We start from the raw sequence: 20,868 nt of genomic DNA on the forward strand, positions 1-20,868 counted from the left end.
TCCAGCCGAGGATTTCATCATTTTTCCCCGTCCCCATCCCGCCGAAGACGATAATCTCGCGACAGGCTCCGCGGCACCGGCCGCGGCCGAGCGAAGTCTGGAAAAGGCCCTTGGCAATCAGATCCGAACGATTCGCCGGCAACACGATCTGTCCGTCGCCGATCTCGCAAGTGCCGCGGGCATATCGAACGGGATGCTCTCCAAGATCGAGAATGGCGGCATATCGCCCTCACTGTCTACGCTGCAATCCATCTCAGGCGTCTTGCAGGTCCCGCTCTCGTCGCTGTTTGCCTCGTTCGAGGAACGTCAGGACTGTTCTTACGTGCCAGCCGGTCAGGGGCTTACGATCGACCGCCGCGGTACCAAGGTTGGCCATGTCTATCAGCTCCTCGGCCATGTGCTGCGAGGCGACGTGGCGGTGGAACCGTATCTCATCACGCTGCGCGAAAACGCGGCTGCTCATACCAGCTTTCGCCACTCAGGCGTCGAGTTCATCTACATGCTGAAGGGCCAGGTGCACTACCGGCATGGCACCGAGGTCTATCATCTGACGTCCGGCGACGCCTTGTTGTTCGACAGTAGCGCTCCGCACGGGCCCGAATCTCTGACGGATGAGGAAACCAGCTATTTGTCGGTGATCATCTATCCGCGCAGCGAGGGCTAACGATTTCCTCTTAGGAAAGTTTTGTTCCTATGGATTGACCCGCGCGACCTCCGCCCGTAAGAGGGGGAAACCTGATCACGGAAGGTTTCTCCCGAAATGTGTGGAATTGTTGGGCTGTTTCTCAAGGACAAAGCGCTGGAGCCGCAGCTCGGCGCGTTGCTCGCCGGCATGCTTGAAGTAATGACCGACCGCGGCCCGGACAGTGCCGGCTTCGCGATCTATGGTCATGGTGACTCCGACCATCTCAAGCTGACGCTACGGGGTCAGAGGCTTGACGGTGTAGCGCGCGAACTCGACGTTGAGGGCGTGGTGCGTGACAGCCACTTGGTCCTCACCTTCACGGGAGAGGAGGAAGAGCGCGTCCGCAGCTGGCTCGCCGCCGAACGTTCTGATCTCGTCGTGACCGGCGCCGGCGAGCGTATCGAACTCTACAAGGAAGTCGGGCTGCCGGCGGAAGTCGTCGCCCGCTTCGGTCTTGCCGGGATGCGCGGCACGCACGGCATCGGACATACCCGCATGGCGACCGAGAGTGCCGTCACAACTGACGGCGCCCACCCTTTTTCAACCGGCACTGACCAGTGCCTCGTCCACAACGGTTCACTGTCCAACCATCGCTCACTTCGGCGCATGCTCGAGCCGCAAGGCATTCACTTCGCCACCGACAACGACAGCGAAGTCGCCGCTGGCTATCTGAGCTGGAAACTGCGCGAGGGCGCGACCTTGGCGCAAGCGTTGGAAGCCAGCCTCGACGACCTCGACGGCTTCTTCACCTTCGTCGTCGGCACTGAGAGCGGTTTTGCGGTGGTACGCGATCCGATCTCCTGCAAGCCTGCGGTGATGGCCGAGACGGATCAATATGTCGCCTTCGGTTCGGAATATAGGGCTCTGGTCGGTTTGCCAGGCATCGAAACGGCACGCGTCTTCGAGCCCGAGCCCGCCCGCGTCTATGCCTGGGAGCGTCACTGATGCCCGTCGTCGATCTCGCCAACACGACCAAGCGCGAACTGAACGCGCAACTCCACGCGCTTCCCGCCGACACCAACGAAACGCTGTGGCGCATCGAAAGCCCGGGTGGCGCGCACGCGCTCGCGGTCGGTCTCAATCTTCCCGTCACGATCGAGATCGCGGGCCATGCCGGCTATTACTGCGCAGGGATGAATGCCCACGCATCGGTGACAATCGAGGGCAACGCCGGAGTTGGCGTGGCCGAGAACATGATGTCCGGCAAAGTGCATGTGAAAGGTGACGCCAGCCAGTCGGCTGGCGCCACCGCACAGGGCGGCTTGCTGGTAATCGACGGTGATGCATCGGCGCGCTGCGGCATCTCCATGAAGGGGGTCGATATCGTCGTGAAGGGCTCGATCGGCCCAATGAGCGCATTCATGGGTCAATCGGGCAACCTCGTCGTCCTGGGTGATGCCGGTGATGCACTGGGCGATTCCATTTACGAGGCGCGGCTATTCGTACGCGGCACAGTGAAAAGTCTGGGCGCCGATTGCATCGAGAAAGAGATGCGCGAGGAGCACAAGGCAGACCTGCGCAAGCTGCTGGACGCCGCCGACCTCGCCAATGTCTCAACGGACGAATTCAAACGCTACGGCTCCGCGCGCACGCTCTACAATTTCCACGTCGACAACGCTGCGGCCTACTGAGGACAATGAGATGGACTTGGCGAACATTCCACAAACGTTGCCGCGCCAGTCGGCAACTTTCGATCCCTATACGCTCTCCGAGATCCGTCGCGCGGCCGCAACCGGCATTTACGACATCCGTGGCGCCGGCACCAAACGTTCGCTTCCCCATTTCGACGATCTGCTGTTCCTGGGCGCATCAATTTCGCGCTACCCACTGGAAGGATATCGCGAAAAATGTGGCACCGACGTCTGGCTCGGGACCCGCTTCGCAAAGAAGCCGATCCACCTGAAAATCCCTGTCACCATAGCGGGCATGAGTTTCGGCTCGCTCTCGGCGCAGGCCAAGGAAGCGCTCGGACGTGGCGCGGGAGCGGCGGGCACGTCGACCACCACTGGCGACGGCGGAATGACTCCGGAGGAGCGCGGGCAATCGAAGATACTGGTCTATCAATATTTGCCCTCGCGCTACGGTATGAACCCCGACGATCTGCGAAAGGCGGATGCCATCGAGGTGGTGGTCGGCCAGGGGGCTAAACCCGGCGGCGGTGGTATGCTGCTCGGCCAGAAGATCTCCGATCGCGTCGCCGCGATGCGCAACCTGCCGAAAGGTATCGATCAGCGCTCGGCTTGCCGCCACCCCGACTGGACAGGGCCGGACGATCTTGAAATCAAGATCGAGGAATTGCGTGAGATCACCGACTGGGAAAAGCCGATCTACGTCAAGGTGGGTGCCACCCGCCCCTATTACGATGTCGCACTGGCCGTGAAATCCGGCGCGGACGTGGTGGTGCTCGACGGCATGCAGGGCGGGACGGCGGCAACGCAGGACGTCTTCATCGAACATGTCGGCATACCGATACTCGCGGCGATCCGCCCGGCGGTGCAGGCGCTGCAGGATCTGGGCATGCATCGCAAGGTGCAGCTCATTGTCTCGGGCGGCATCCGCAACGGCGCGGACGTCGCCAAGGCACTGGCACTGGGTGCCGATGCGGTGGCGATCGGCACGGCCGCGCTCGTTGCACTTGGCGACAACGACCCGGCGCTCGAAGAGGAATATCGCAAGCTCGGCTCCACCGCCGGGGCGTATGACGATTGGCAGGAGGGCAGAGACCCGGCCGGCATCACGACGCAGGACCCGCTGCTCGCCGCGCGTCTTGACCCTGTCGCGGCGGGCCGGCGTCTTGCCAATTACCTGGCCGTGCTCACGCTGGAGGCCCAGACAATCGCGCGCGCCTGTGGCAAGAGCCACGTTCACAACCTCGAACCCGAGGATCTCGTCGCGCTCACCATTGAAGCAGCTGCGATGGCGCGTGTGCCGCTGGCCGGCACCAGCTGGATCCCCGGTCAGGGTCCCTTTTAGGAGGGCTGCCAGCAGTCACGCGTAACGGCCGGACTCTCTGCTCCGCAGGCGGAACGAGTTCACAAGGAGCCGCAGGCTTAAGAGAGCCGCCGCCCCATCAGGCAAGGACATCGAGCATGACCATCGATCTCGCGGACGTCGCCCAGAAGCAGGGCATCAAATATTTCCTCATTTCCTACACAGATCTTTTCGGCAATCAGCGTGCCAAGCTAGTGCCGGCGGTCGCGATCGGCGGGATGCAGAAAAACGGAGCGGGCTTCGCCGGCTTCGCGACCTGGCTGGACATGAGCCCAGCCGACCCCGATCTGTTCGCCCGACCCGATCCGGAGAGCCTGATCCAACTCCCGTGGAAGCCCGAAGTGGGCTGGCTTGCCGCCGATCTGTGGATGAACGGCGCTCCGGTCGAAGCCTCCCCTCGCAATGCACTCAAGTCTCAAATCGCGCGCGCAGCCGAACGGGGACTGCAGATGAAAACCGGCGTGGAGTGCGAATTCTTTCTCATCACCCCCGATGGGTCGGGCGTCGCAGACACGGCGGACACCCAGGCGAAGCCCTGCTATGATCAGCAGGCGCTGATGCGCCATTACGACGTAATCACGGAAATCTGCGACGCGATGCTCGCGCTCGGCTGGAAGCCCTATCAAAACGACCATGAGGACGCGAATGGGCAGTTCGAAATGAACTGGGAATATGACGATGCGCTGGTCACCGCGGATCGCCACGCCTTCTTCAAATATATGGCCAAAAGCATTGCCGAGAAGCATGGCCTGCGCGCGACCTTCATGCCCAAGCCGTTTGTTCACCTGACGGGCAATGGTTGCCACATGCATGTCTCGATCTGGAAGGGTGGCGAGAATGTTTTTGTCGGCGAGAATGGCGGCCTGTCGCCGCTTGGCCTGAAGTTTATCGGCGGCGTCATTCATTCAGCGGATGCATTGGCGGCAATCACCAACCCGACCGTCAACAGCTACAAGCGTATCAACGCGCCACGCACCTTGTCCGGCGCGACCTGGGCGCCAAATTCCGTCACGTGGACGGGCAATAACCGCACGCATATGATACGCGTGCCCGAAGGCGACCGGTTCGAGCTGCGCCTCGCCGACGGGGCAGCCAATCCCTATTTAATGGCGGCGGCAACACTTGCCGCGGGCCTCGACGGCATCGAAAACGAGCGCGACCCCGGTCCACACCTAGACATCAACATGTATACCGAAGGCCATAGCGTTCGCGACGTCAAGAAGCTGCCGCTGAACATGCTCGATGCGCTGCGCGCGCTCGAGGGCTCGGATGTGCTCAAGGACGCCTTCGGAATGCTTGTGCCAGCTTACCTCAGGCTCAAGCATGGCGAGTGGAACGACTATGCCCGTCACTTGACCCAGTGGGAGCGCGATACCACGCTCGACTGCTGAAGCTCTATTGGCGGGTTGATAGCATTCTCACCGTACGAAAGGTGAAGTCATTCGGTGGGATTCGACGTTCGGCGCGGGGCGTCTAAAATGGCTGCCATTCACCCCGCCAATCATAGAGCGGGGTGATTGTGGCATACTCGCGCAGAGACGAGACTCTGCCCTCGTGCAGCTTTGCGATGGTCGCACCGTCGAAGCTCTTCTCTGCGCCGCACCATGTGTAGTGGAATGTCCATTCTGCGATCTCTACATCACGCAACGACTGCAAATCGTGGATTGTCCAGTCGATGACGCGGCCCTTCTCGGCGAACCACGCCGCAAACCAGCGTTTCACCCAAGCGTGGCCGCGGTAGACCGGTCCAAAGCTCTCGGCGACGACGCAATCCGGAGTGAGCGTTGCGAGAATCGCATTCGTGTCGTGCGCGCGCCAACCGGCGATATACTGCTCAAGTAACGTCATCGGAGTTGCAGCCTTGCTGATGGTCGCTTCGGTGTCGCCGGATGCTTGCGGAGCGGGGCGTCTGGTAGCAGCCCGGCAGCGCGGTCAACACTATCAGAGCGTGCGGGTGAGCGCCTGACAGGATTCATGCGGATTCTCCTGCAACCCGTGTATCCGCTCGGCGCGCCGGTCAGTTGAAAAGTCCGCGTTGGCGGCATCGGGCTCGGAATCCGCCACGCCCGCTGCGATTGGCATAACGGGCCGGCGACCCAGCAAGGCGTCTCTCTGCCCGTTCTATGTACCGACCCCTTATAGCTCCGTGATCGAATGCAACCGCCCGTCCCCGTAGATCAGAGGAGAGATGCAGTCGCCCAAGTGGACGGCCCGCACTCGGCCGATGATGATCGAATGCGAATGATACGCCACAACTCTGTCGACGCTGCATTCCACACTTGCCTGTGCACCGATCAACCTCGGCAGACCCTGCAGATCCCAGGAGCCGAATTTGAAACGTTCCTCCAGCGCCTGCTGGCCGCCAAAAATCGCAGCTAGCTCCCCGTGATCGCCACCGAGCAAATTCACACAGAAGCTGGAGCCTATACCCAGCGCATCGTGGATGCTTGCGCTCTGGTTGACGCAGGTGAGCAATGATGGCGGGTTTGTTGAGAGTGATGTGACGGCTGTGGCCGTCATCCCGAACGGCGCGTGGCGATCGCCGCACGTTATGATGCTGACCGTCGATGCGAGGCGGCGCATCGCACGTTTGAACGCGTCGGTAAGACCCTCGGTGTCTGCGGGATAGTCAGCCTCAGCCATTCAGCTCTCCATCTTCGTCAGTTTTCGACAGCTTGTCAGATCTCTTCGCGGCATGGTCGAGCGAGGCATCTGCGGCATTGCCGATCCACTCGAAAACCGCACTGTTCCGTCACGTCGCCACCGCATCACCCCTAGCGACGCGGCTATCGCTCAACTCGATCAGCACAGCGCCCATGCCGCGCGAACCGCAGGCGGCTGGTCCACGTAGGATCCGATGGGCCGGATCGCGCCAGTCATGCGTCGTAGCTTATGGTCACGTCGTCGCTCGACGGCGTTGCCTGACAGGTCAGGACATAACCCTGTGCTAACTCATCCTTGGTGAGCCCATAGTTGAGACGCATGTCCACCTTGCCCGTCACGACCTTTGCCCGGCAAGTTGCGCAGACACCGCCCTTGCACGCATAGGGTGCCGGCACGCCGAGCTTGCGAACGCTATCGAGAATGTTGCCCTGATCGGCATCAAAGGGCACAGTGAATTTCCGCCCGTCGAGCACGACCGCCATATTTCGGCCAGCGGCGGCGGCGGCGCGGGCACTCGCGATTTCATCAAGGACGGTACTCGATCCGGCGCTCGAGAAGCGCTCGAGCAAAATTCTGTCCTCGGGCACGCCGCGCGCCAGCAGCGCCTGCTCGGCCGCCTCCATCATTCCTTCGGGACCGCAGGCGAAAAAGATATCGACCTCGGCAGGATCGATCAGACTCGCCAGGATCCGATCGCATTTAGCGCGGTCGAGGCGACCGTTGAACAGGTCCACATCCTCCTCTTCCATCGTGAGGAAATGGAAGACCTCGAGACGGCCCATGTAGCGGTTCTTAATCGCGTACAGCTCTTCCAGAAACAACACCCGACCACTCATTCGGTTACCATAGAAGAGCGTGAACCGGCTTTCCGGCTCGGTCATCAACGCGGTCTTGATTAGCGACAGAATAGGGGTGATCCCCGATCCAGCAGCGAAAGCGGCGTAGTGTCGAGCGGCATCCGGCGTGAACAGCGCCGTAAAATGTCCCGCCGCCGGCAACACCTCGATCTCGTCGCCGACCTTGAGCGTCTCGTTTGCAAAGGTCGAGAAGGTGCCGCCGGCGAGCATCTTCACCACGACGCGCAACTCGCCGTCCAGCGGCGATGCGCAGATCGAATAGTTTCGCCGGACGTCCTCACCCGCGATGTCGGTGCGCAATGTCAGATATTGGCCTGGCCTAAAGACGAAGCGATCGGCCAGGTCATTTGGAACGTCGAACAGAATCGAGACCGCGTCGCTCGTCTCGCGCCGCACCTGCGCTACGCGCAGGCGGTGAAAATCGTTCTTGGCTGACATGGGCTGAGAAGATCCTAGATGCATTTGAAGCGGTCAAAGGGCTCGCGGCAGTCGAGGCAGCGCCACAGCGCCTTGCAAGGCGTCGAGCCGAAACGGCTGACCTCCTGCGTCTGCACAGAACCGCACTGCGGACAGATTGCCGGCACTTCGCTTTTGAGCATGCCTTTGCCATCACCGCGCTCCGGCGGCGCTATCCCATAAGCCTGAAGCTTCTCACGGCCTTCCTCGGTGATCCAGTCGGTGGTCCAGGGTGGCGACAATCGCGACTGGATCGCCACATCGCTCAAGCCAGCGCGATCGAGCGCCGCACGAACGCTTCTCTCGATGACAAGTGTTGCCGGGCAGCCGGTATAGGTCGGTGTGAGGAGGACCCGGACGGCCCCGCAGTTATCGTGCTCGACACCGCGCACGATCCCAAGATCGACCAGGCTCACGGCCGGAATCTCCGGGTCGGGGACCATGCCGAGGATTTCGATTATCCGGTCGGAAAGGTCTGATGCGATCGTCGCCATGGTCTCACCAGCTCGCGCCAGGATAGGCACGCTGAAGGAACTGCATCTCCGAGAGGAGATGGCCGAGATGCTCGCTATGCCGACCACGACGCCCCCCGGTGATACCTCGGCCAGCGGCGGGACGGTCGAGACCGGCATCGTCGAGAACGGATTGAACCTTCTCGTTCCAGACCTCCCGCAAGATCGCAGGATTGACGACCAGACGCGCCGCGACCAGATCCGCATCGGCCGGGTCGAACAACTCGTCCACGAAGCGCCAGCACCAGGCAAGACCCGCAATCATGCGCTGTCGGCTTTCTGCGGTTCCGTCGCCCAGGCGCACCACCCAATCGGCGGCAAAGCGCGCATGATAGCCGATCTCCTTGACCGCCTTTTCCGCGATCGCGGTAAGACGAGGGTCTGACAGTGATACCATCTCCTCGAACAGCAACTTCTGCCACGTCGAGAACAGGAATTGTCGTGCGATCGTCTGGCCAAAGTCGCCATTAGGCTGCTCGACCAGCAAACAGTTGCGGAAGGAATAGACATCGCGGCGATAGGCCAGCGCGTCCGCATCGTGACCCTGCCCACCGAGCTCGCCGGCATAACCGAGGAAGAACTGCGCTTGGCCGATCAGGTCGAGACCCAGATTTGCGAGGCTGAGGTCCAGCTCGAGGGTAGGCGCATGACCGCACCATTCCCCGAGCCGCTGGCCGAGGATCAGCGCATCGTCGCCCAACGCCGTGACGGCTTCGACATGCTTCTGACTGAGCGCCTTGTCCATCACATGTGCTTCACGCTGTCAGGGACTTCATAGAAGGTCGGGTGGCGATAGACCTTGTTCTCGGCCGGCGCGAACAGCTCGGCCGCCTCACCCGGATCGGACGCTGTGATGGATGCCGATGGCACCACCCACAGACTGATACCTTCCATGCGCCGAGTATATACGTCGCGTGCGCTATCGATCGCCATCCGCGCGTCAGCGGCATGCACACTCCCAACATGGCGATGCGACAGGCCGTGCTTTGCGCGAACGAACACTTCCCAGAGCGGCAATTCCCGGCTCATTACAGTTTCCTCAATGATCTTATCGACAGCGGTCAGGCGGCAAACCGAGCTGCGCGCTTGTCGGCATGGGCCATGGCGGCGGCGCGCACCCACGCGCCGCTTTCCCACGCATCGCGGCGGGCCTTCATCCGCTCCCTGGCAACAGGACCCTCGCCGCGCACCACCGCGAAGAACTCGTCCCAGTCAGGCGTGCCGAAGTCGTAGCCGCCCTTCTCCTTGTTCCACTTGAGATCGGCGTCGGAAAGTGAGAGCCCAATCAGTTCGGCTTGAGGCACTGTCATGTCGACAAACTTCTGCCGCAGCGCGTCGTTGCTCTCACGCTTGATCCGCCAACGCATCGATTGCTCAGAATTGGGCGATTGATCGTCGGGCGGTCCAAACATCATCAGTGATGGCCACCACCAACGGTCGAGCGCATCCTGCGCCATCGCCTTCTGCTCGGGCGTGCCCGCGGCAAGCGCCATCATCGCCTCATAACCTTGGCGCTGGTGAAAGCTCTCCTCCTTGCAGACCTTGACCATGGCGCGGGCATAGGGCCCGTAGGACGCACGTTGCAGAGGCACTTGGTTCATGATCGCCGCGCCGTCTACCAGCCAACCGATCGCGGCGATGTCCGCCCAGGTGAGGGTTGGATAGTTGAAGATCGTTGAGTATTTGGCCCGCCCCTCGAGCAACGCCTGCGTCATCTCGTCGCGCGATGTACCCAGCGTTTCGGCCGCGCAGTAAAGATACAGCCCGTGCCCGGCCTCATCCTGCACCTTTGCGAGCAGGATCGCCTTGCGCCGCAACGTCGGCGCGCGCGAAATCCAGTTCCCCTCGGGAAGCATGCCGACGATCTCCGAATGAGCATGCTGCGAAATCTGGCGGACCAGCGTCTTCCGATAAGCTTCCGGCATCCAGTCCTTCGGCTCTATGAACTCGTCCGCGGCCACCCGCGCCTCGAACGCTGCCAGACGATCGGCGTCCTCGATCACCAATGGTCCTGGGCGACCATCGAGCGAAGTGGCCCTCACCTCCTGGACGTACATGATGCGATCCTTTCCAACTCTTGGCGCTGCGTAACATTGTCCGACCGGACGGTCAATTATAACACTCGTCTCGTCACACGCGCTCGATGATCGTTGCAATGCCCTGTCCAACGCCGATGCACATCGTGCACAAAGCATAGCGTTTGCCGGTTCGATGCAGTTCCTCGGTCGCTGTCAGGATCAGCCGAGCGCCGGACATCCCAAGCGGGTGACCCAGCGCGATCGCGCCGCCGTTGGGATTAATGAAATCGCCATCATCCGGAAGACCAAGGTCGCGCAACACCGCAAGGCCCTGAGACGCAAAAGCCTCGTTGAGCTCAATCAGGTCGATGTCGCCGAGCTTCAACCCGGCCTTGTGCAGGACCGCGCGGGTAGCGGGCGCGGGGCCATAGCCCATGATACGTGGCGGGACGCCGACGACGGCCGTCGCGACGACCCGCGCGCGTGGCGTCAATCCGTGAATCCGTGCACCCTCTTCGGATGCGACCAGTAGCGCCGCCGCACCGTCATTGACTCCCGACGCATTGCCCGCCGTCACCGTACCATCGGGTCGCACGATAGGCTTGAGCTTGGAGAGCGCCTCGATAGATGTCGACCGGGGGTGCTCGTCGTGGTCGACGACGACCGAATCACCCTTCCGTTGGGGAATCGATACCGGCACTATCTCCGCATCAAAGCGGCCACCCGCCTGCGCCTTCGCCGCGCGCGCCTGACTGCGCACAGCGAAGGCGTCCTGATCAGCGCGCGAGACTTGAAAATCCTTCGCTACATTCTCGGCTGTCTCAGGCATCGAATCGATACCGTACGCAGCTTTCAGTGTCTTGTTGACGAAGCGCCAACCGATCGTCGTGTCGAACACCTCGGCAGTGCGCGCGAAGGCGGAACCGGCTTTGCCCATTACAAAGGGGGCGCGGGTCATGCTTTCGACGCCCCCTGCCAGATAGAGGTGCGCCTCCCCTGCCTTGATGGCGCGAGCTGCGGTGCCGACGGCATCCATACCCGACCCGCACAAGCGATTGAGGGTCGTACCCGGCACACTGTCTCCCAGGCCTGCCAGCAGCACCGCCATGCGCGCGACGTCGCGATTGTCCTCGCCAGCCTGATTGGCGCAGCCCAGCACGGTGTCATCGATCTTCGACCAATCGACGTGGGGATTGCGATCCTTGAGTGCGCGAATCGGAATTGCGGCAAGGTCGTCGGCCCTGACCTCGGCTAAGGCGCCGCCGTACCGGCCAATGGGAGTCCGAGCGGCGTCGCAGATGAAAGCCTCAGCCATTGCATATTTCTCCAAGCAATATCGACCCCACGGATTCGCTGGAAACTGCGACAGCGTGCGCGAGAATGCCTTCGCCCGCAGCCATGTTGCCACCTCAATTAATTGACCGTCCGGTCGATCTGTTATAGGTCGCAGGCGACGCCGCCGCAAGGAGAGACAGAAAATGATGTATGAGTGCATCCAATTCGGGATTGCCGACGGCATTGCACGGCTCACCTTTGATCGGCCCGATCGCCTCAACAGCTTCACGGCTGCCATGCACGGGGAAGTCGCGGATGCCCTCGGCCGGGTCGAAACCGATCCGAGCGTACGGACCTTGCTCGTCACCGGGACCGGTCGCGGTTTCTGCGCGGGCCAAGATCTGGCGGACCGGACGGTGGCGCCGGGATCCGCTCCGGTTGACCTCGGCGATTCGGTCGAACGCTTCTACAATCCGCTCGTACGCAGGCTCGTCGCGCTGCCCCTGCCGGTGGTTTGCGCGGTCAACGGCGTTGCCGCCGGGGCCGGCGCGAACATCGCCCTTGCCTGCGACATCGTCATTGCCGCGCGATCAGCAAAGTTCATCCAATCCTTCGCTAATATTGGGCTCATCCCCGACAGCGGGGGCAGCTGGATCCTGCCTCGGCTCGTCGGGCAGGCGCGCGCGCTGGGAATGGCCCTGACGGGCGAACCGGTGCCCGCCGAGCGGGCGGCAGAATGGGGCCTGATCTGGAAGGTCGTCGACGATGCGGAGCTGGCGGGTGCGGCCGAGGCCCTGGTCTCGAAATTCGCGACAGCGCCGACCGCTGGCCTCGCCGCGACCAAAAAGCTCATTCGCGAGAGCTGGCTCAACAGCCTTGATACCGAACTCGATATCCAGCGCGACACGATGCGAGCACTGGGCCGTACCTATGATTACCAGGAAGGTGTCTCTGCCTTCCTCGCCAAGCGCACTCCGGCCTTTGTCGGCCGCTGACGAGATCTGGAGAAAATCCGATGAAGCCAATCAAACTCATGAATTTCGTATCTGGCAGCTGGTTCGAGGCAAGGGACGGGGTAGATGCCGTACAGTCGGCGGTTACCGGACAGACGGTTGCGGAACTCGGCTCGAGCGGCGTCGATTTCGCCCGGATGGCGGCATATGCGCGCAGCGCCGGAGGGCCGGCGCTCCGCGCAATGACCTTCCACGACAGGGCACGAATGCTGAAGGGTCTCGCCGAAGCGATCATCGCCCGCAAGGAGGAGCTGTACGCGCTTTCCGCCCACACCGGGGCGACCCGCACCGACGGCTGGATCGATATCGAGGGCGGGGCCGGTACGTTGTTCGCCTATGCGTCAAAGGGCCGTCGCGAGCTGCCTAACGATACGGTGTTGCTCGATGGCCCGATCGAGCCCCTTTCGAAACGCGGAACCTTCGTCGGTCAACATATCTTCTCATCGCTTCACGGCGTCGCGATCCACATCAACGCGTTCAATTTCCCGTGCTGGGGAATGCTGGAGAAGCTGGGGCCGGCGTTCCTTGCCGGCGTCCCCGCGATCGTGAAGCCGGCATCCTCGACCGCCTATGTGACCGAAGCCTGTGTCCGCATCATGCTCGACACGGGACTTCTTCCGGACGGCGCCCTTCAGCTCATCGTCGGTTCGGTGGGCGATCTGTTCGATCACCTGACCTGTCAGGACGTCGTCTCGTTCACGGGCTCTGCCGCCACCGCGCAAAAGCTTCAATCACACCCCGTCATCGCACGGGAAAGCGTCCGGTTCATCGCCGAGCGCGACAGCCTCAATGCCACGTTGCTCGGCCCCGACTGCACGCCGGAAAGCCCCGAGTTCGACCTGTTCGTGAAAGAGGTCATCCGCGAGATGACCACCAAGGCGGGGCAGAAGTGTACAGCGATCCGCCGCACCTTCGTGCCCGCTTCCCTGATCGATGCCGTCGAGCAGGCAATTGCCGCGCGCCTTGCCAAGGTGGTGGTCGGTGACCCTTCCGTCGAAGGCGTCACCATGGGCGCGCTGGTCAGCGAACGGCAATTGCGCGACGTCCGCGCAACGATCGCCGAGCTCGCTAAGGAAGCCAGAATCGTGTTCGGCGATCCGGACACGCCGCCGGCCGAGAATGGCGCCTTTATGTCGCCGGTGCTGTTGCGCTGCGATGCGCCGTGGGCGAGCGAAAACGTCCATGACAAGGAGGCGTTTGGCCCAGTCTCGACGCTGATGCCTTATGCCGACCTTCCGGATGCGATCGCCCTTTGCAATCGTGGACAGGGGTCGCTGGTCATGTCGGTCTTCACCTATGATCCTGCCGTCGCCAGCGCGGTGGTGACGGGCGCCGCCGCCTATCACGGTCGGGTGCTGATTGTGGATCGCGACTGCGCGCGGGAATCGACCGGTCATGGCTCACCGCTGCCGGGCCTCGTTCATGGTGGCCCCGGGCGCGCCGGCGGCGGTGAGGAGCTGGGCGGAATTCGCGGCGTCCATCACTACATGCAGCGGAGTGCATTGCAGGGTTCGCCGCGCATGCTGGCGTCGGTGGGACATCGCTGGATTGTAGGCGCACCGACGATTGACGGGGCGCCCCATCCCTTCCGTCTGGGATTCGACACTCTTGAAATCGGCAAGTCGTTCACCTCGGCACCGCGGACGATCACGCTCGACGACATCGAGCATTTCGCTCACTTCACCGGCGACACCTTCTATGCCCACATGGACGAAGATGCCGCCGCTGCGAATCCCTTCTTCCCGGGTCGGGTTGCGCATGGCTATCTGATCCTGTCGTTCGCTGCCGGTCTATTCGTCGATCCGGCGCCAGGCCCGGTCCTTGCCAATACCGGTCTCGACAATCTGCGCTTCGTGAAGCCGGTGTCGCCGGGCGATGCGATTCAAGTCCGATTGACCGCGAAATCGAAAAGCCGCCGGAATGAGGAATATGGCGAGGTCCGCTGGGATGCCTTGGTGACAAATCAGGACGGCGAAACCGTGGCCACCTACGAACTGCTCACAATGAACGCCAATGAGGACCAAGGCTGATGCCAAACAAATTACTCATCCTGTACGACCAGCCCGAGGACGAAGCCGCATGGCTCGCGCACTATGAAACCGTTCATATGCCGATCGCCCGTTCCATCCCCGGCTTGCAGAAGGCTGTCATCAATCGAGTCGATGCGAACTTGCTGGGAGGGTCATCCCCCTATTTCGTTATCACGGAGCTCCATTTTGGCAACCAGGCGGCCTTTGATCTCGCAATGGCGTCTCCTGAAAATCGCGCGGCGGGCAAGGACGCGATGGCGTTTGCCAAGGGGAAATTCAAAATTCTGGCGGTCAGCGAGCAAGGCTGATCAATTGGCTACCTGACGCGCGCGGATGGAAGTTCCGCGCGCATTAGCCTACTGAACCCGGATCTCAGAAAGAACGCGATCAGGGCAATGGCGAGAACACAGGCGGCAGACTTTGAGCAGCGACGTGAAGCGATCGTGGCGACGGCAGCGAAGCTTTATGCGGCGCGAGGCTTTCTGGGCGCGTCCATGGCGGAGATCGCCGCCGCCTGTAAAACCTCAAAATCCCTGATCTATCACTATTATCCGTCGAAGGAGGACATCCTCTTTGACGTGATGGACTCCCACGTACAGAGTCTGGTCGAGGCCGCCCGGGCGATAGAAACTGGCAATAACCCCGCCGATGCCCGGATCCGATCGATCGCACTTGCGCTGATGAGACTATATGCCGGCGCGGAGGCGAACCAGAAGGTATTGCTCAATGAGCTCGGCAACCTCCCCGCGGAGCGTCGCGCGATCATCATCGATCATCAGCGGCAGTTGCTTGACGTCATGGACCGCCTCCTTCTGGAGGTGCGGAGCGACCTTTCGGGGGACAAGCCGCGGCGGCGCGCGCTCGTGATGATGTTCTTTGGCATGCTCAACTTCACGCATACTTGGTTCGATCAGAACGGGCCGATCCGAGGTTCCGAGATTGCGATGATGGCCGCCGAGATGTTCCTCGCCGGCCTCGCTCCGCAGGGTACCCGGAAGAAACAAAAGACGCCGAAGATTTAGGCTTGGCGCAGGGCCTCAGCGGCCTGACGGGAATCCTCGGAAAATCAATTGACCGTCTGGACGGTAAATTATAAGTTCGGTGAGATTTCCGGCTCTGGAACCCAGAGCTGAGGAGAGCACACGGCCGGTCGCTTGGCCGAAACGGACATGAGACGCCTTGAAAAACCGTCGACGACCGCCGTGATGCGTGTCGGACAAGAACGGCGATCTCGAGGTGCATACAGGAGAGGCTTTAGTGTCGACCACGGAATTGGTTTTGGCCTTCCCGCCCCTGCTTGGGCTCGATTTGGGCGGGCACTCGTTGGCCGAGATTCAGTTCGAACGTCTGCGCACCACGCTCCAACATGCTTATGACAACAACCCGCACTACCGTCGTACCTTCAATGAGATGGGGGTACGCCCAAACGACCTGAGCTGCCTTTCCGACCTGTCGAAATTCCCTTTCACGACAAAGTCGGATCTGCGCACCAATTACCCGTTTGGCTTCTTCAGTGTTCCAATGAACGAGGTTGCGCGAATTCATGCGTCATCCGGCACGACTGGGAAGCCGACTGTCGTCGGCTACACCCAAGAAGATCTGGCGAACTGGGCGACGCTCATCGGGCGATCGCTGCAAGTCGCAGGCGGCCGCCCCGGCATGAAGGTCCACATCGCCTATGGCTATGGCCTCTTCACTGGCGGCCTCGGAGCACATTTCGGGGCGGAAAGCTCCGGCTACACCGTCATCCCGATGTCGGGAGGACAGACCGAAAAACAGGTTCAGCTGATACTCGATTTCGAGCCCGATATCATCATGGTCACGCCAAGCTACATGCTGACCATCCTCGACGAATTTCGGCGCAAGGACGTCGATCCACGCTCGACCTCGCTCAAAATCGGTGTGTTCGGCGCCGAGCCGTGGACCGACGCGATGCGAACCGAGATCGAGACCGCGTTCAACATCCAGGCCGTCGATATCTACGGCTTGTCCGAGGTGATGGGCCCGGGCGTCGCGTCGGAATATGCCGCCGACAAGAATGGTCCGACGATATGGGAGGACCACTTCCTCGCCGAGATCATCGACCCTTCGACCTGCGAAGTGCTTCCCGACGGGAGCTATGGCGAACTGGTGTTCACTTCGCTGACCAAGCAGGCGATGCCAGTCATCCGTTACCGGACGCGCGACCTCACCTGCCTCCTTCCCGGCACCAGGTCGCCGTTCCGTCGTCTCGGCCGTATCACGGGCCGGTCGGACGACATGCTGATCATTCGCGGCGTGAACGTCTTCCCGACTCAGATCGAAGAGCAATTGCTGCGTTGCGAGGGACTTAGCCCTCATTACCAGATGGAGATCGTGCGGCCGCACCGCATGGATGAGGTCACGATACGGGTCGAAGCAAAGTCCGATCTGGCGGAGGACGAACACGCCGCTGCCGCCAAGCGGCTCGCGGGTTACATCAAAACTGCGATAGGTATCAGCGCGACGGTCACGCTCTGCGCGCCCGGATCGGTCGAACGATCTTCGGGTAAGGCGGTGCGCGTCCGCGACTTGCGCCCGAAAGAGCTTGTCGATGCGGCCCTCTGCTGAGGGCCTCAAAACGAAGAAAATCGTCGCATCAGGCAAGCAGCAAATTAGTTGGGAGAGATACGGCATGACCTATGACGGTCCTTTCAAACTCGAAGCGCAGGTCACGGCCTTCCTCGCTCTAGACCCCGCAATTATTATTGATGGGAAACGTGTCGCCAGTGATGGATCCGCGACCCTGCCGGTCTATGATCCGTCGTCAGGTAGGGTGATCGCCACCGCCATCGATGCCACCGCGACAGACGTCGACCGTGCCGTCCGTTCGGCCGACGCCGCTTTCCGCGACGGTCGCTGGCGGCACATGCGTCCAGCTGACCGAGAGCGAGTTCTACTCAAGTTCGCGGATTTGGTCGTCGAAAAGGGTGAAGTGTATGCCCAACTCGAGACACTCGAGCAGGGCAAATCGATCGCGATCTCGCGCATGTTCGAGGTCGGCGCCTCCTCCGATTGGATGCGATACGCAGCCGGCCTTGCTACCAAGATCAGCGGCCGCACGTTCGACACGTCGCTTCCGGGGGGGCCACAGCATTGGACGACATATACGAGGCGGGAGCCTATCGGCGTTGTCGCTGGCATCGCGCCGTGGAATTTCCCCATGATGATCGCCTTGTGGAAGGTGATGCCCGCGCTGGCTGCTGGCTGCAGCGTAGTTCTCAAACCGTCGGAAGTGACGCCGCTAACCGCACTAATGCTCGCCGAAACTGCCCTTGAGGCCGGCGTGCCCGCCGGTGTCTTCAACGTGATAACGGGCAGCGGCGCGGGAGCGGGAGCGGCCCTCACCTCTCACCCGCTCGTCGCGAAGATCAGCTTCACTGGATCAACGCCGACCGGCAAGGTGATCGGTCGAGCAGCGATAGACAATCTGACCAGGGTAACCCTCGAGCTCGGCGGCAAGAACCCTGCGATCGTGCTGAAGGATGCAGATCTCGCCACCGTCATCCCTGGTCTCATGGCCGGCGGATTTCTTAATGGGGGCCAGGTCTGCGCAGCCGCCTCGCGAGTCTATGTCGAGGCTCCGCTCTATGACGATCTGGTGGGAGCCTTGCAGGGCGCCATCAGCGGAATGAAGGTCGGCCCGGGGCTGGACCCAGAAACGCAAATCAATCCACTCGTCTCGTCCGGCCACCAGGCAAAGGTCAAGGCCTACCTTGATGACGCCCGCTCAGCCGGTGCTTCACTGGTCACCGGCGCGGCCGTGCCGTCCGAAGGATATTATATTTCTCCGACCCTGGTGCTCGATCCCGGCGATCACCTCAAACTAACTCGCGAGGAGGTGTTCGGACCGATTTTGGGCGTAGCACGCGTTGCCGATGCGGAAGAAGCGATCACGCGTGCCAACGACAGTAATCTTGGTCTTGGCGCAAGCTTGTGGACCCGAGATCTGTCGACAGCGATGAACATTACCCCACGCCTCGAAGCCGGCACGGTGTGGGTGAACTCTCATGTGTTCATCGATCCAAACATGCCGTTCGGCGGGTTCAAGCAGTCCGGTGTCGGACGCGACTTCGGCGTGGACTGGCTCGATGCCTATACCGAGCTCAAGTCGGTTTGTATCGCACATTGACCTTGGCGGTCACCCTACTCGACTTAGGACAATCAATTAGGCATCGCTCAAAGAAGCGTGGGCGCGGCGCGTGGAAATGTGAGGGTCGTGAATTGATACACCCCTCCCGCCCGCCCGCCGAGGGTAGTCGTGCGGATCGGGAGGGGCGGCCCTGATGCTGGTGCAGGGTGCGTGTAGCCGAGCCCGGAATGAAGATGATGGGGCCAGGTGAGCCACGCGCTCGCCTGGATGTCGCTGCGCGACAATTATGTGACCTTCGACGGCGAGATGGACAGCCAGGCCTTGGCCGACTCCTATGCGCCGGGGCGAACGGTCCGCACCGAATTCTCGACCTTGCTGGGACTGTTGATCCGCCAGCCGATCGACCTGACCGAGCCGACGCCCGCCCAGATCCAGGCATTGTTCGACCGGACCAGGACGCTGCTGGAGGAACTCCATGCACGTTTGGGCCGGCCAATGTGGGACTCGATTCGAAACCGTCAAGGCGGTACAACAAGGGCAGACAGAACGGCCGCCTTCGCCGTTCACCCGCGCGGACGTGCTCAGGGAACCGACCTTCTATGGCAGCGAATCAACTCGGCAATCGCGCGGGCTTTGTGAAGCTTGCTTCAGACCCACGGTGGGTGCGCGTCCGCTTCCGCCACACCGTTTACCCGAAACGCGTCGAGCCAATGATGCCGCAGCTATCTGATTTATGATCATTGATCCGAGGTCGCGCTTAAACGAGTCGTTGATCGCTGAGGGCGCTCATTCCACGAAGAGAACGGGTATTTCCCACGGCGGCACGGCACCCCACAATGAACCAAGATAGGCAAGAAGGGCGCTCAAGCTGGCGGGTCTCATCGGCGTTTTTGGGTACACAGCAAATATACCGACATCGGCCGATCCCTGGAGTTCGGGTAGTACCCGTACAAGATTACCGGCGACGAGTTCTTCGCTGATATCCCAGAGCGACCGCAATGAGATGCCGACCCCAGCCACTGTGAGTTCCCGAACGACTTCGCTCGAATTGGTGCGGACATGGCTTTTACCATTGATCATCAAATCCCCGCTCGGGCCGAGAAGCCGCCAGGGCAATTGTCCGGACGCCGCAAGAATATCATGGTTTGCAAGCGCGGCAGCGTTCGCGGGAATACCGCGTTGGGCCAGATATTGCGGCGCGGCGCATAGGATTCGTTGGCTGTCCGCGAGCCTAACTGCCTCGAGCCCTGGCTCCAGCCGCGAGGTAATGCGGATTGCCACATCGCCACCCCCGGCCAAAAGATCAACAAAGTCGTCCGACAAGTCGATCTCGAGCTCGATCGCCGGATAAAGGTCGAGAAACGGCTTTAGCCTCGGCGCGATATGCAGTCGGCCAAAGGAGGTGGGAGCCGAAATTCGAAGCGGACCTGCCGGCACGGTCAAGCGATCGGCGACGCGCTCTTCGGCTTCGCGGAGCTTTGCCAGTATTGCCACCACGTCCCGGTGAAATCTTTCCCCGCGGATGGTCAGTTCGAGTCGACGGGTCGTCCGATGGACCAGGCGAACGCCAAGACGGTCCTCCAATCTTGCCAAACGTTTGGAGACCATTGCAGGCGAAATGCAGAGGGCGCGCCCAGCTGCGCTCAGACTCCCCGCCTCAATGATTGCTGCGAACAGGGCGACATCGGGATCCACGATTTATTCCCCACAGGAACAAGAGCCTTCGATTTTTATCGTCTACCGAGCAAATACTGGCCGGTCTACCCAGCACTGGAGAGGAATGAGCGACTCGCTCAACATGGTACGATCGGAGACATTCATGAGCCGCCTCATGCTGGAACAGGCCAACGCCATTATCGCCGCAGCCTTTGGCCAAGGCGCCGAACAAGGGTGCAAGCCATTGAGCATTGCGGTGCTCGATGCAGGGGGCCATCTGATCGCTTTCCAGCGGCAGGACAATTCTTCTACCCTGCGGCCACACATCGCCACTGCCAAGGCGTCCGGCGCGTTGGCGCTCGGGGTATCGAGCCGCAAGATCGCCGAGATGGCTGCAGAGCGACCGACCTTTGTGGCATCGCTTGGACCGATCTCCGCCAATGGCGTGGTACCCGCCGCGGGTGGGGTGATCATCGTCGATGCTGATGGTCACGCGATCGGGGCGGTCGGTGCCACCGGCGATACGTCAGAAAATGATGAGCTTTGCGTCCTGGCCGGTATCGCCGCAGCCGGGCTACTCCCCCAGAAGTGAGAGATTCA

Annotated in this window: 22 protein-coding genes; 13 read left to right on the forward strand and 9 right to left on the reverse strand. The window is 61.5% G+C overall.

Features of this window, described 5'->3' with window-relative positions:
- Nucleotides 1-97 precede the first annotated feature (97 nt).
- The 5 genes from ABD050_RS12360 to glnT all read left to right on the forward strand — a co-directional run bounded on the left by ABD050_RS12360 (nucleotide 98) and on the right by glnT (nucleotide 5,067).
- The gene (locus ABD050_RS12360; protein ID WP_343889774.1) at nucleotides 98-664 is read left to right on the forward strand and encodes a helix-turn-helix domain-containing protein; all 567 of its coding nucleotides are present in this window, start codon (nucleotides 98-100) and stop codon (nucleotides 662-664) included.
- Nucleotides 665-844: 180 nt separating this feature from the next.
- Nucleotides 845-1,630 (forward strand): class II glutamine amidotransferase domain-containing protein, encoded by a 786-nt coding sequence (locus ABD050_RS12365; protein ID WP_343889664.1) that lies wholly within the window; start codon nucleotides 845-847, stop codon nucleotides 1,628-1,630.
- Nucleotides 1,630-2,316 (forward strand): GltB/FmdC/FwdC-like GXGXG domain-containing protein, encoded by a 687-nt coding sequence (locus ABD050_RS12370; RefSeq protein WP_343889665.1) that lies wholly within the window; start codon nucleotides 1,630-1,632, stop codon nucleotides 2,314-2,316. Before ABD050_RS12365 ends, ABD050_RS12370 begins: the two co-directional genes overlap by 1 nt.
- A 10-nt stretch (nucleotides 2,317-2,326) precedes the next feature.
- Nucleotides 2,327-3,658, forward strand: a complete 1,332-nt coding sequence (locus tag ABD050_RS12375) for an FMN-binding glutamate synthase family protein (protein WP_343889666.1) — start codon at nucleotides 2,327-2,329, stop codon at nucleotides 3,656-3,658.
- A gap of 116 nt (nucleotides 3,659-3,774) precedes the next feature.
- The gene (gene glnT / locus ABD050_RS12380) at nucleotides 3,775-5,067 is read left to right on the forward strand and encodes a type III glutamate--ammonia ligase (protein WP_343889667.1); all 1,293 of its coding nucleotides are present in this window, start codon (nucleotides 3,775-3,777) and stop codon (nucleotides 5,065-5,067) included.
- 82 nt (nucleotides 5,068-5,149) lie between these two features.
- Here glnT and ABD050_RS12385 read toward each other — a convergent pair whose 3' ends face one another.
- From ABD050_RS12385 to pcaF, 8 genes are all read right to left on the reverse strand, one after another.
- Nucleotides 5,150-5,524 carry a nuclear transport factor 2 family protein gene (locus ABD050_RS12385; protein WP_343889668.1) on the reverse strand — a complete coding sequence of 125 codons (375 nt, stop codon included), beginning with the start codon at nucleotides 5,522-5,524 and terminating at the stop codon, nucleotides 5,150-5,152.
- Nucleotides 5,525-5,812: 288 nt separating this feature from the next.
- The gene (locus ABD050_RS12390; protein ID WP_343889669.1) at nucleotides 5,813-6,319 is read right to left on the reverse strand and encodes a flavin reductase family protein; all 507 of its coding nucleotides are present in this window, start codon (nucleotides 6,317-6,319) and stop codon (nucleotides 5,813-5,815) included.
- A 233-nt stretch (nucleotides 6,320-6,552) separates the two neighbouring features.
- Nucleotides 6,553-7,635, reverse strand: a complete 1,083-nt coding sequence (locus ABD050_RS12395) for a 2Fe-2S iron-sulfur cluster-binding protein (RefSeq protein ID WP_343889670.1) — start codon at nucleotides 7,633-7,635, stop codon at nucleotides 6,553-6,555.
- A gap of 14 nt (nucleotides 7,636-7,649) precedes the next feature.
- On the reverse strand, nucleotides 7,650-8,147 hold the full coding sequence (gene paaD, locus ABD050_RS12400) for a 1,2-phenylacetyl-CoA epoxidase subunit PaaD (RefSeq protein ID WP_343889671.1): 498 nt from the start codon (nucleotides 8,145-8,147) through the stop codon (nucleotides 7,650-7,652).
- A 4-nt stretch (nucleotides 8,148-8,151) separates the two neighbouring features.
- The gene (paaC, locus tag ABD050_RS12405; protein ID WP_343889672.1) at nucleotides 8,152-8,910 is read right to left on the reverse strand and encodes a 1,2-phenylacetyl-CoA epoxidase subunit PaaC; all 759 of its coding nucleotides are present in this window, start codon (nucleotides 8,908-8,910) and stop codon (nucleotides 8,152-8,154) included.
- Complete coding sequence (gene paaB, locus ABD050_RS12410) at nucleotides 8,910-9,194, reverse strand: 1,2-phenylacetyl-CoA epoxidase subunit PaaB (RefSeq protein WP_343889673.1); 285 nt, start codon at nucleotides 9,192-9,194, stop codon at nucleotides 8,910-8,912. The genes paaC and paaB overlap by 1 nt, the downstream gene beginning before the upstream one ends.
- A gap of 32 nt (nucleotides 9,195-9,226) precedes the next feature.
- Entirely contained in the window at nucleotides 9,227-10,222 is a 996-nt protein-coding gene (gene paaA / locus ABD050_RS12415) for a 1,2-phenylacetyl-CoA epoxidase subunit PaaA (protein ID WP_343889674.1), read from the reverse strand.
- Between the two features lie 73 nt (nucleotides 10,223-10,295).
- Entirely contained in the window at nucleotides 10,296-11,498 is a 1,203-nt protein-coding gene (gene pcaF, locus ABD050_RS12420; protein WP_343889675.1) for a 3-oxoadipyl-CoA thiolase, read from the reverse strand.
- A 163-nt stretch (nucleotides 11,499-11,661) separates the two neighbouring features.
- Between pcaF and paaG the strand changes: the two genes are divergently transcribed.
- The 7 genes from paaG (at nucleotide 11,662) to ABD050_RS12455 (ending at nucleotide 19,251) form a co-directional block, all read left to right on the forward strand.
- Entirely contained in the window at nucleotides 11,662-12,453 is a 792-nt protein-coding gene (gene paaG / locus ABD050_RS12425; RefSeq protein ID WP_343889676.1) for a 2-(1,2-epoxy-1,2-dihydrophenyl)acetyl-CoA isomerase PaaG, read from the forward strand.
- A gap of 20 nt (nucleotides 12,454-12,473) precedes the next feature.
- Nucleotides 12,474-14,501, forward strand: coding sequence for a phenylacetic acid degradation bifunctional protein PaaZ (gene paaZ, locus ABD050_RS12430; RefSeq protein WP_343889677.1), 2,028 nt, complete (start codon nucleotides 12,474-12,476; stop codon nucleotides 14,499-14,501).
- Nucleotides 14,501-14,809, forward strand: coding sequence for an EthD family reductase (locus ABD050_RS12435; RefSeq protein ID WP_343889678.1), 309 nt, complete (start codon nucleotides 14,501-14,503; stop codon nucleotides 14,807-14,809). Before paaZ ends, ABD050_RS12435 begins: the two co-directional genes overlap by 1 nt.
- 87 nt (nucleotides 14,810-14,896) lie before the next feature.
- Nucleotides 14,897-15,523, forward strand: a complete 627-nt coding sequence (locus tag ABD050_RS12440) for a TetR/AcrR family transcriptional regulator (protein ID WP_343889679.1) — start codon at nucleotides 14,897-14,899, stop codon at nucleotides 15,521-15,523.
- 187 nt (nucleotides 15,524-15,710) lie between these two features.
- Nucleotides 15,711-17,090 (forward strand): phenylacetate--CoA ligase PaaK, encoded by a 1,380-nt coding sequence (paaK, locus tag ABD050_RS12445; protein WP_343889680.1) that lies wholly within the window; start codon nucleotides 15,711-15,713, stop codon nucleotides 17,088-17,090.
- Nucleotides 17,074-18,651, forward strand: a complete 1,578-nt coding sequence (locus ABD050_RS12450) for an aldehyde dehydrogenase family protein (protein ID WP_343889681.1) — start codon at nucleotides 17,074-17,076, stop codon at nucleotides 18,649-18,651. The genes paaK and ABD050_RS12450 overlap by 17 nt, the downstream gene beginning before the upstream one ends.
- Nucleotides 18,652-18,879: 228 nt before the next feature.
- Entirely contained in the window at nucleotides 18,880-19,251 is a 372-nt protein-coding gene (locus tag ABD050_RS12455) for a hypothetical protein (protein WP_343889682.1), read from the forward strand.
- A gap of 147 nt (nucleotides 19,252-19,398) precedes the next feature.
- Here ABD050_RS12455 and ABD050_RS12460 read toward each other — a convergent pair whose 3' ends face one another.
- Nucleotides 19,399-20,310: a LysR family transcriptional regulator gene (locus tag ABD050_RS12460; RefSeq protein ID WP_343889776.1), complete on the reverse strand. Its 912-nt coding sequence runs from the start codon at nucleotides 20,308-20,310 to the stop codon at nucleotides 19,399-19,401.
- A gap of 121 nt (nucleotides 20,311-20,431) precedes the next feature.
- On the opposite strand from ABD050_RS12460, the gene ABD050_RS12465 reads away from it, so the two are divergent.
- Nucleotides 20,432-20,860 (forward strand): GlcG/HbpS family heme-binding protein, encoded by a 429-nt coding sequence (locus tag ABD050_RS12465; RefSeq protein WP_343889777.1) that lies wholly within the window; start codon nucleotides 20,432-20,434, stop codon nucleotides 20,858-20,860.
- Nucleotides 20,861-20,868 lie beyond the last annotated feature (8 nt).

It is taken from the genome of Sphingomonas oligophenolica (genome assembly GCF_039522915.1).
GTDB classification, from domain to species: Bacteria; Pseudomonadota; Alphaproteobacteria; order Sphingomonadales; family Sphingomonadaceae; genus Sphingomonas; species Sphingomonas oligophenolica.

Bases quoted from the DNA above. Each gene is read 5' to 3' on its own strand.
- ABD050_RS12370 (WP_343889665.1), top strand. From the start codon at position 1,630: ATGCCCGTCGTCGATCTCGCCAACACGACCAAGCGCGAACTGAACGCG.
- ABD050_RS12435 (WP_343889678.1), top strand. From the start codon at position 14,501: ATGCCAAACAAATTACTCATCCTGTACGACCAGCCCGAGGACGAAGCC.
- paaB (WP_343889673.1), bottom strand. From the start codon at position 9,194: ATGAGCCGGGAATTGCCGCTCTGGGAAGTGTTCGTTCGCGCAAAGCAC.
- ABD050_RS12450 (WP_343889681.1), top strand. From the start codon at position 17,074: ATGCGGCCCTCTGCTGAGGGCCTCAAAACGAAGAAAATCGTCGCATCA.
- paaD (WP_343889671.1), bottom strand. From the start codon at position 8,147: ATGGCGACGATCGCATCAGACCTTTCCGACCGGATAATCGAAATCCTC.
- ABD050_RS12385 (WP_343889668.1), bottom strand. From the start codon at position 5,524: ATGACGTTACTTGAGCAGTATATCGCCGGTTGGCGCGCGCACGACACG.
- ABD050_RS12465 (WP_343889777.1), top strand. From the start codon at position 20,432: ATGAGCCGCCTCATGCTGGAACAGGCCAACGCCATTATCGCCGCAGCC.
- pcaF (WP_343889675.1), bottom strand. From the start codon at position 11,498: ATGGCTGAGGCTTTCATCTGCGACGCCGCTCGGACTCCCATTGGCCGG.
- ABD050_RS12440 (WP_343889679.1), top strand. From the start codon at position 14,897: ATGGCGAGAACACAGGCGGCAGACTTTGAGCAGCGACGTGAAGCGATC.
- glnT (WP_343889667.1), top strand. From the start codon at position 3,775: ATGACCATCGATCTCGCGGACGTCGCCCAGAAGCAGGGCATCAAATAT.
- ABD050_RS12365 (WP_343889664.1), top strand. From the start codon at position 845: ATGACCGACCGCGGCCCGGACAGTGCCGGCTTCGCGATCTATGGTCAT.
- paaZ (WP_343889677.1), top strand. From the start codon at position 12,474: ATGAAGCCAATCAAACTCATGAATTTCGTATCTGGCAGCTGGTTCGAG.
- ABD050_RS12455 (WP_343889682.1), top strand. From the start codon at position 18,880: ATGTCGCTGCGCGACAATTATGTGACCTTCGACGGCGAGATGGACAGC.
- paaA (WP_343889674.1), bottom strand. From the start codon at position 10,222: ATGTACGTCCAGGAGGTGAGGGCCACTTCGCTCGATGGTCGCCCAGGA.
- ABD050_RS12375 (WP_343889666.1), top strand. From the start codon at position 2,327: ATGGACTTGGCGAACATTCCACAAACGTTGCCGCGCCAGTCGGCAACT.
- ABD050_RS12390 (WP_343889669.1), bottom strand. From the start codon at position 6,319: ATGGCTGAGGCTGACTATCCCGCAGACACCGAGGGTCTTACCGACGCG.
- ABD050_RS12395 (WP_343889670.1), bottom strand. From the start codon at position 7,635: ATGTCAGCCAAGAACGATTTTCACCGCCTGCGCGTAGCGCAGGTGCGG.
- paaG (WP_343889676.1), top strand. From the start codon at position 11,662: ATGATGTATGAGTGCATCCAATTCGGGATTGCCGACGGCATTGCACGG.
- paaC (WP_343889672.1), bottom strand. From the start codon at position 8,910: ATGGACAAGGCGCTCAGTCAGAAGCATGTCGAAGCCGTCACGGCGTTG.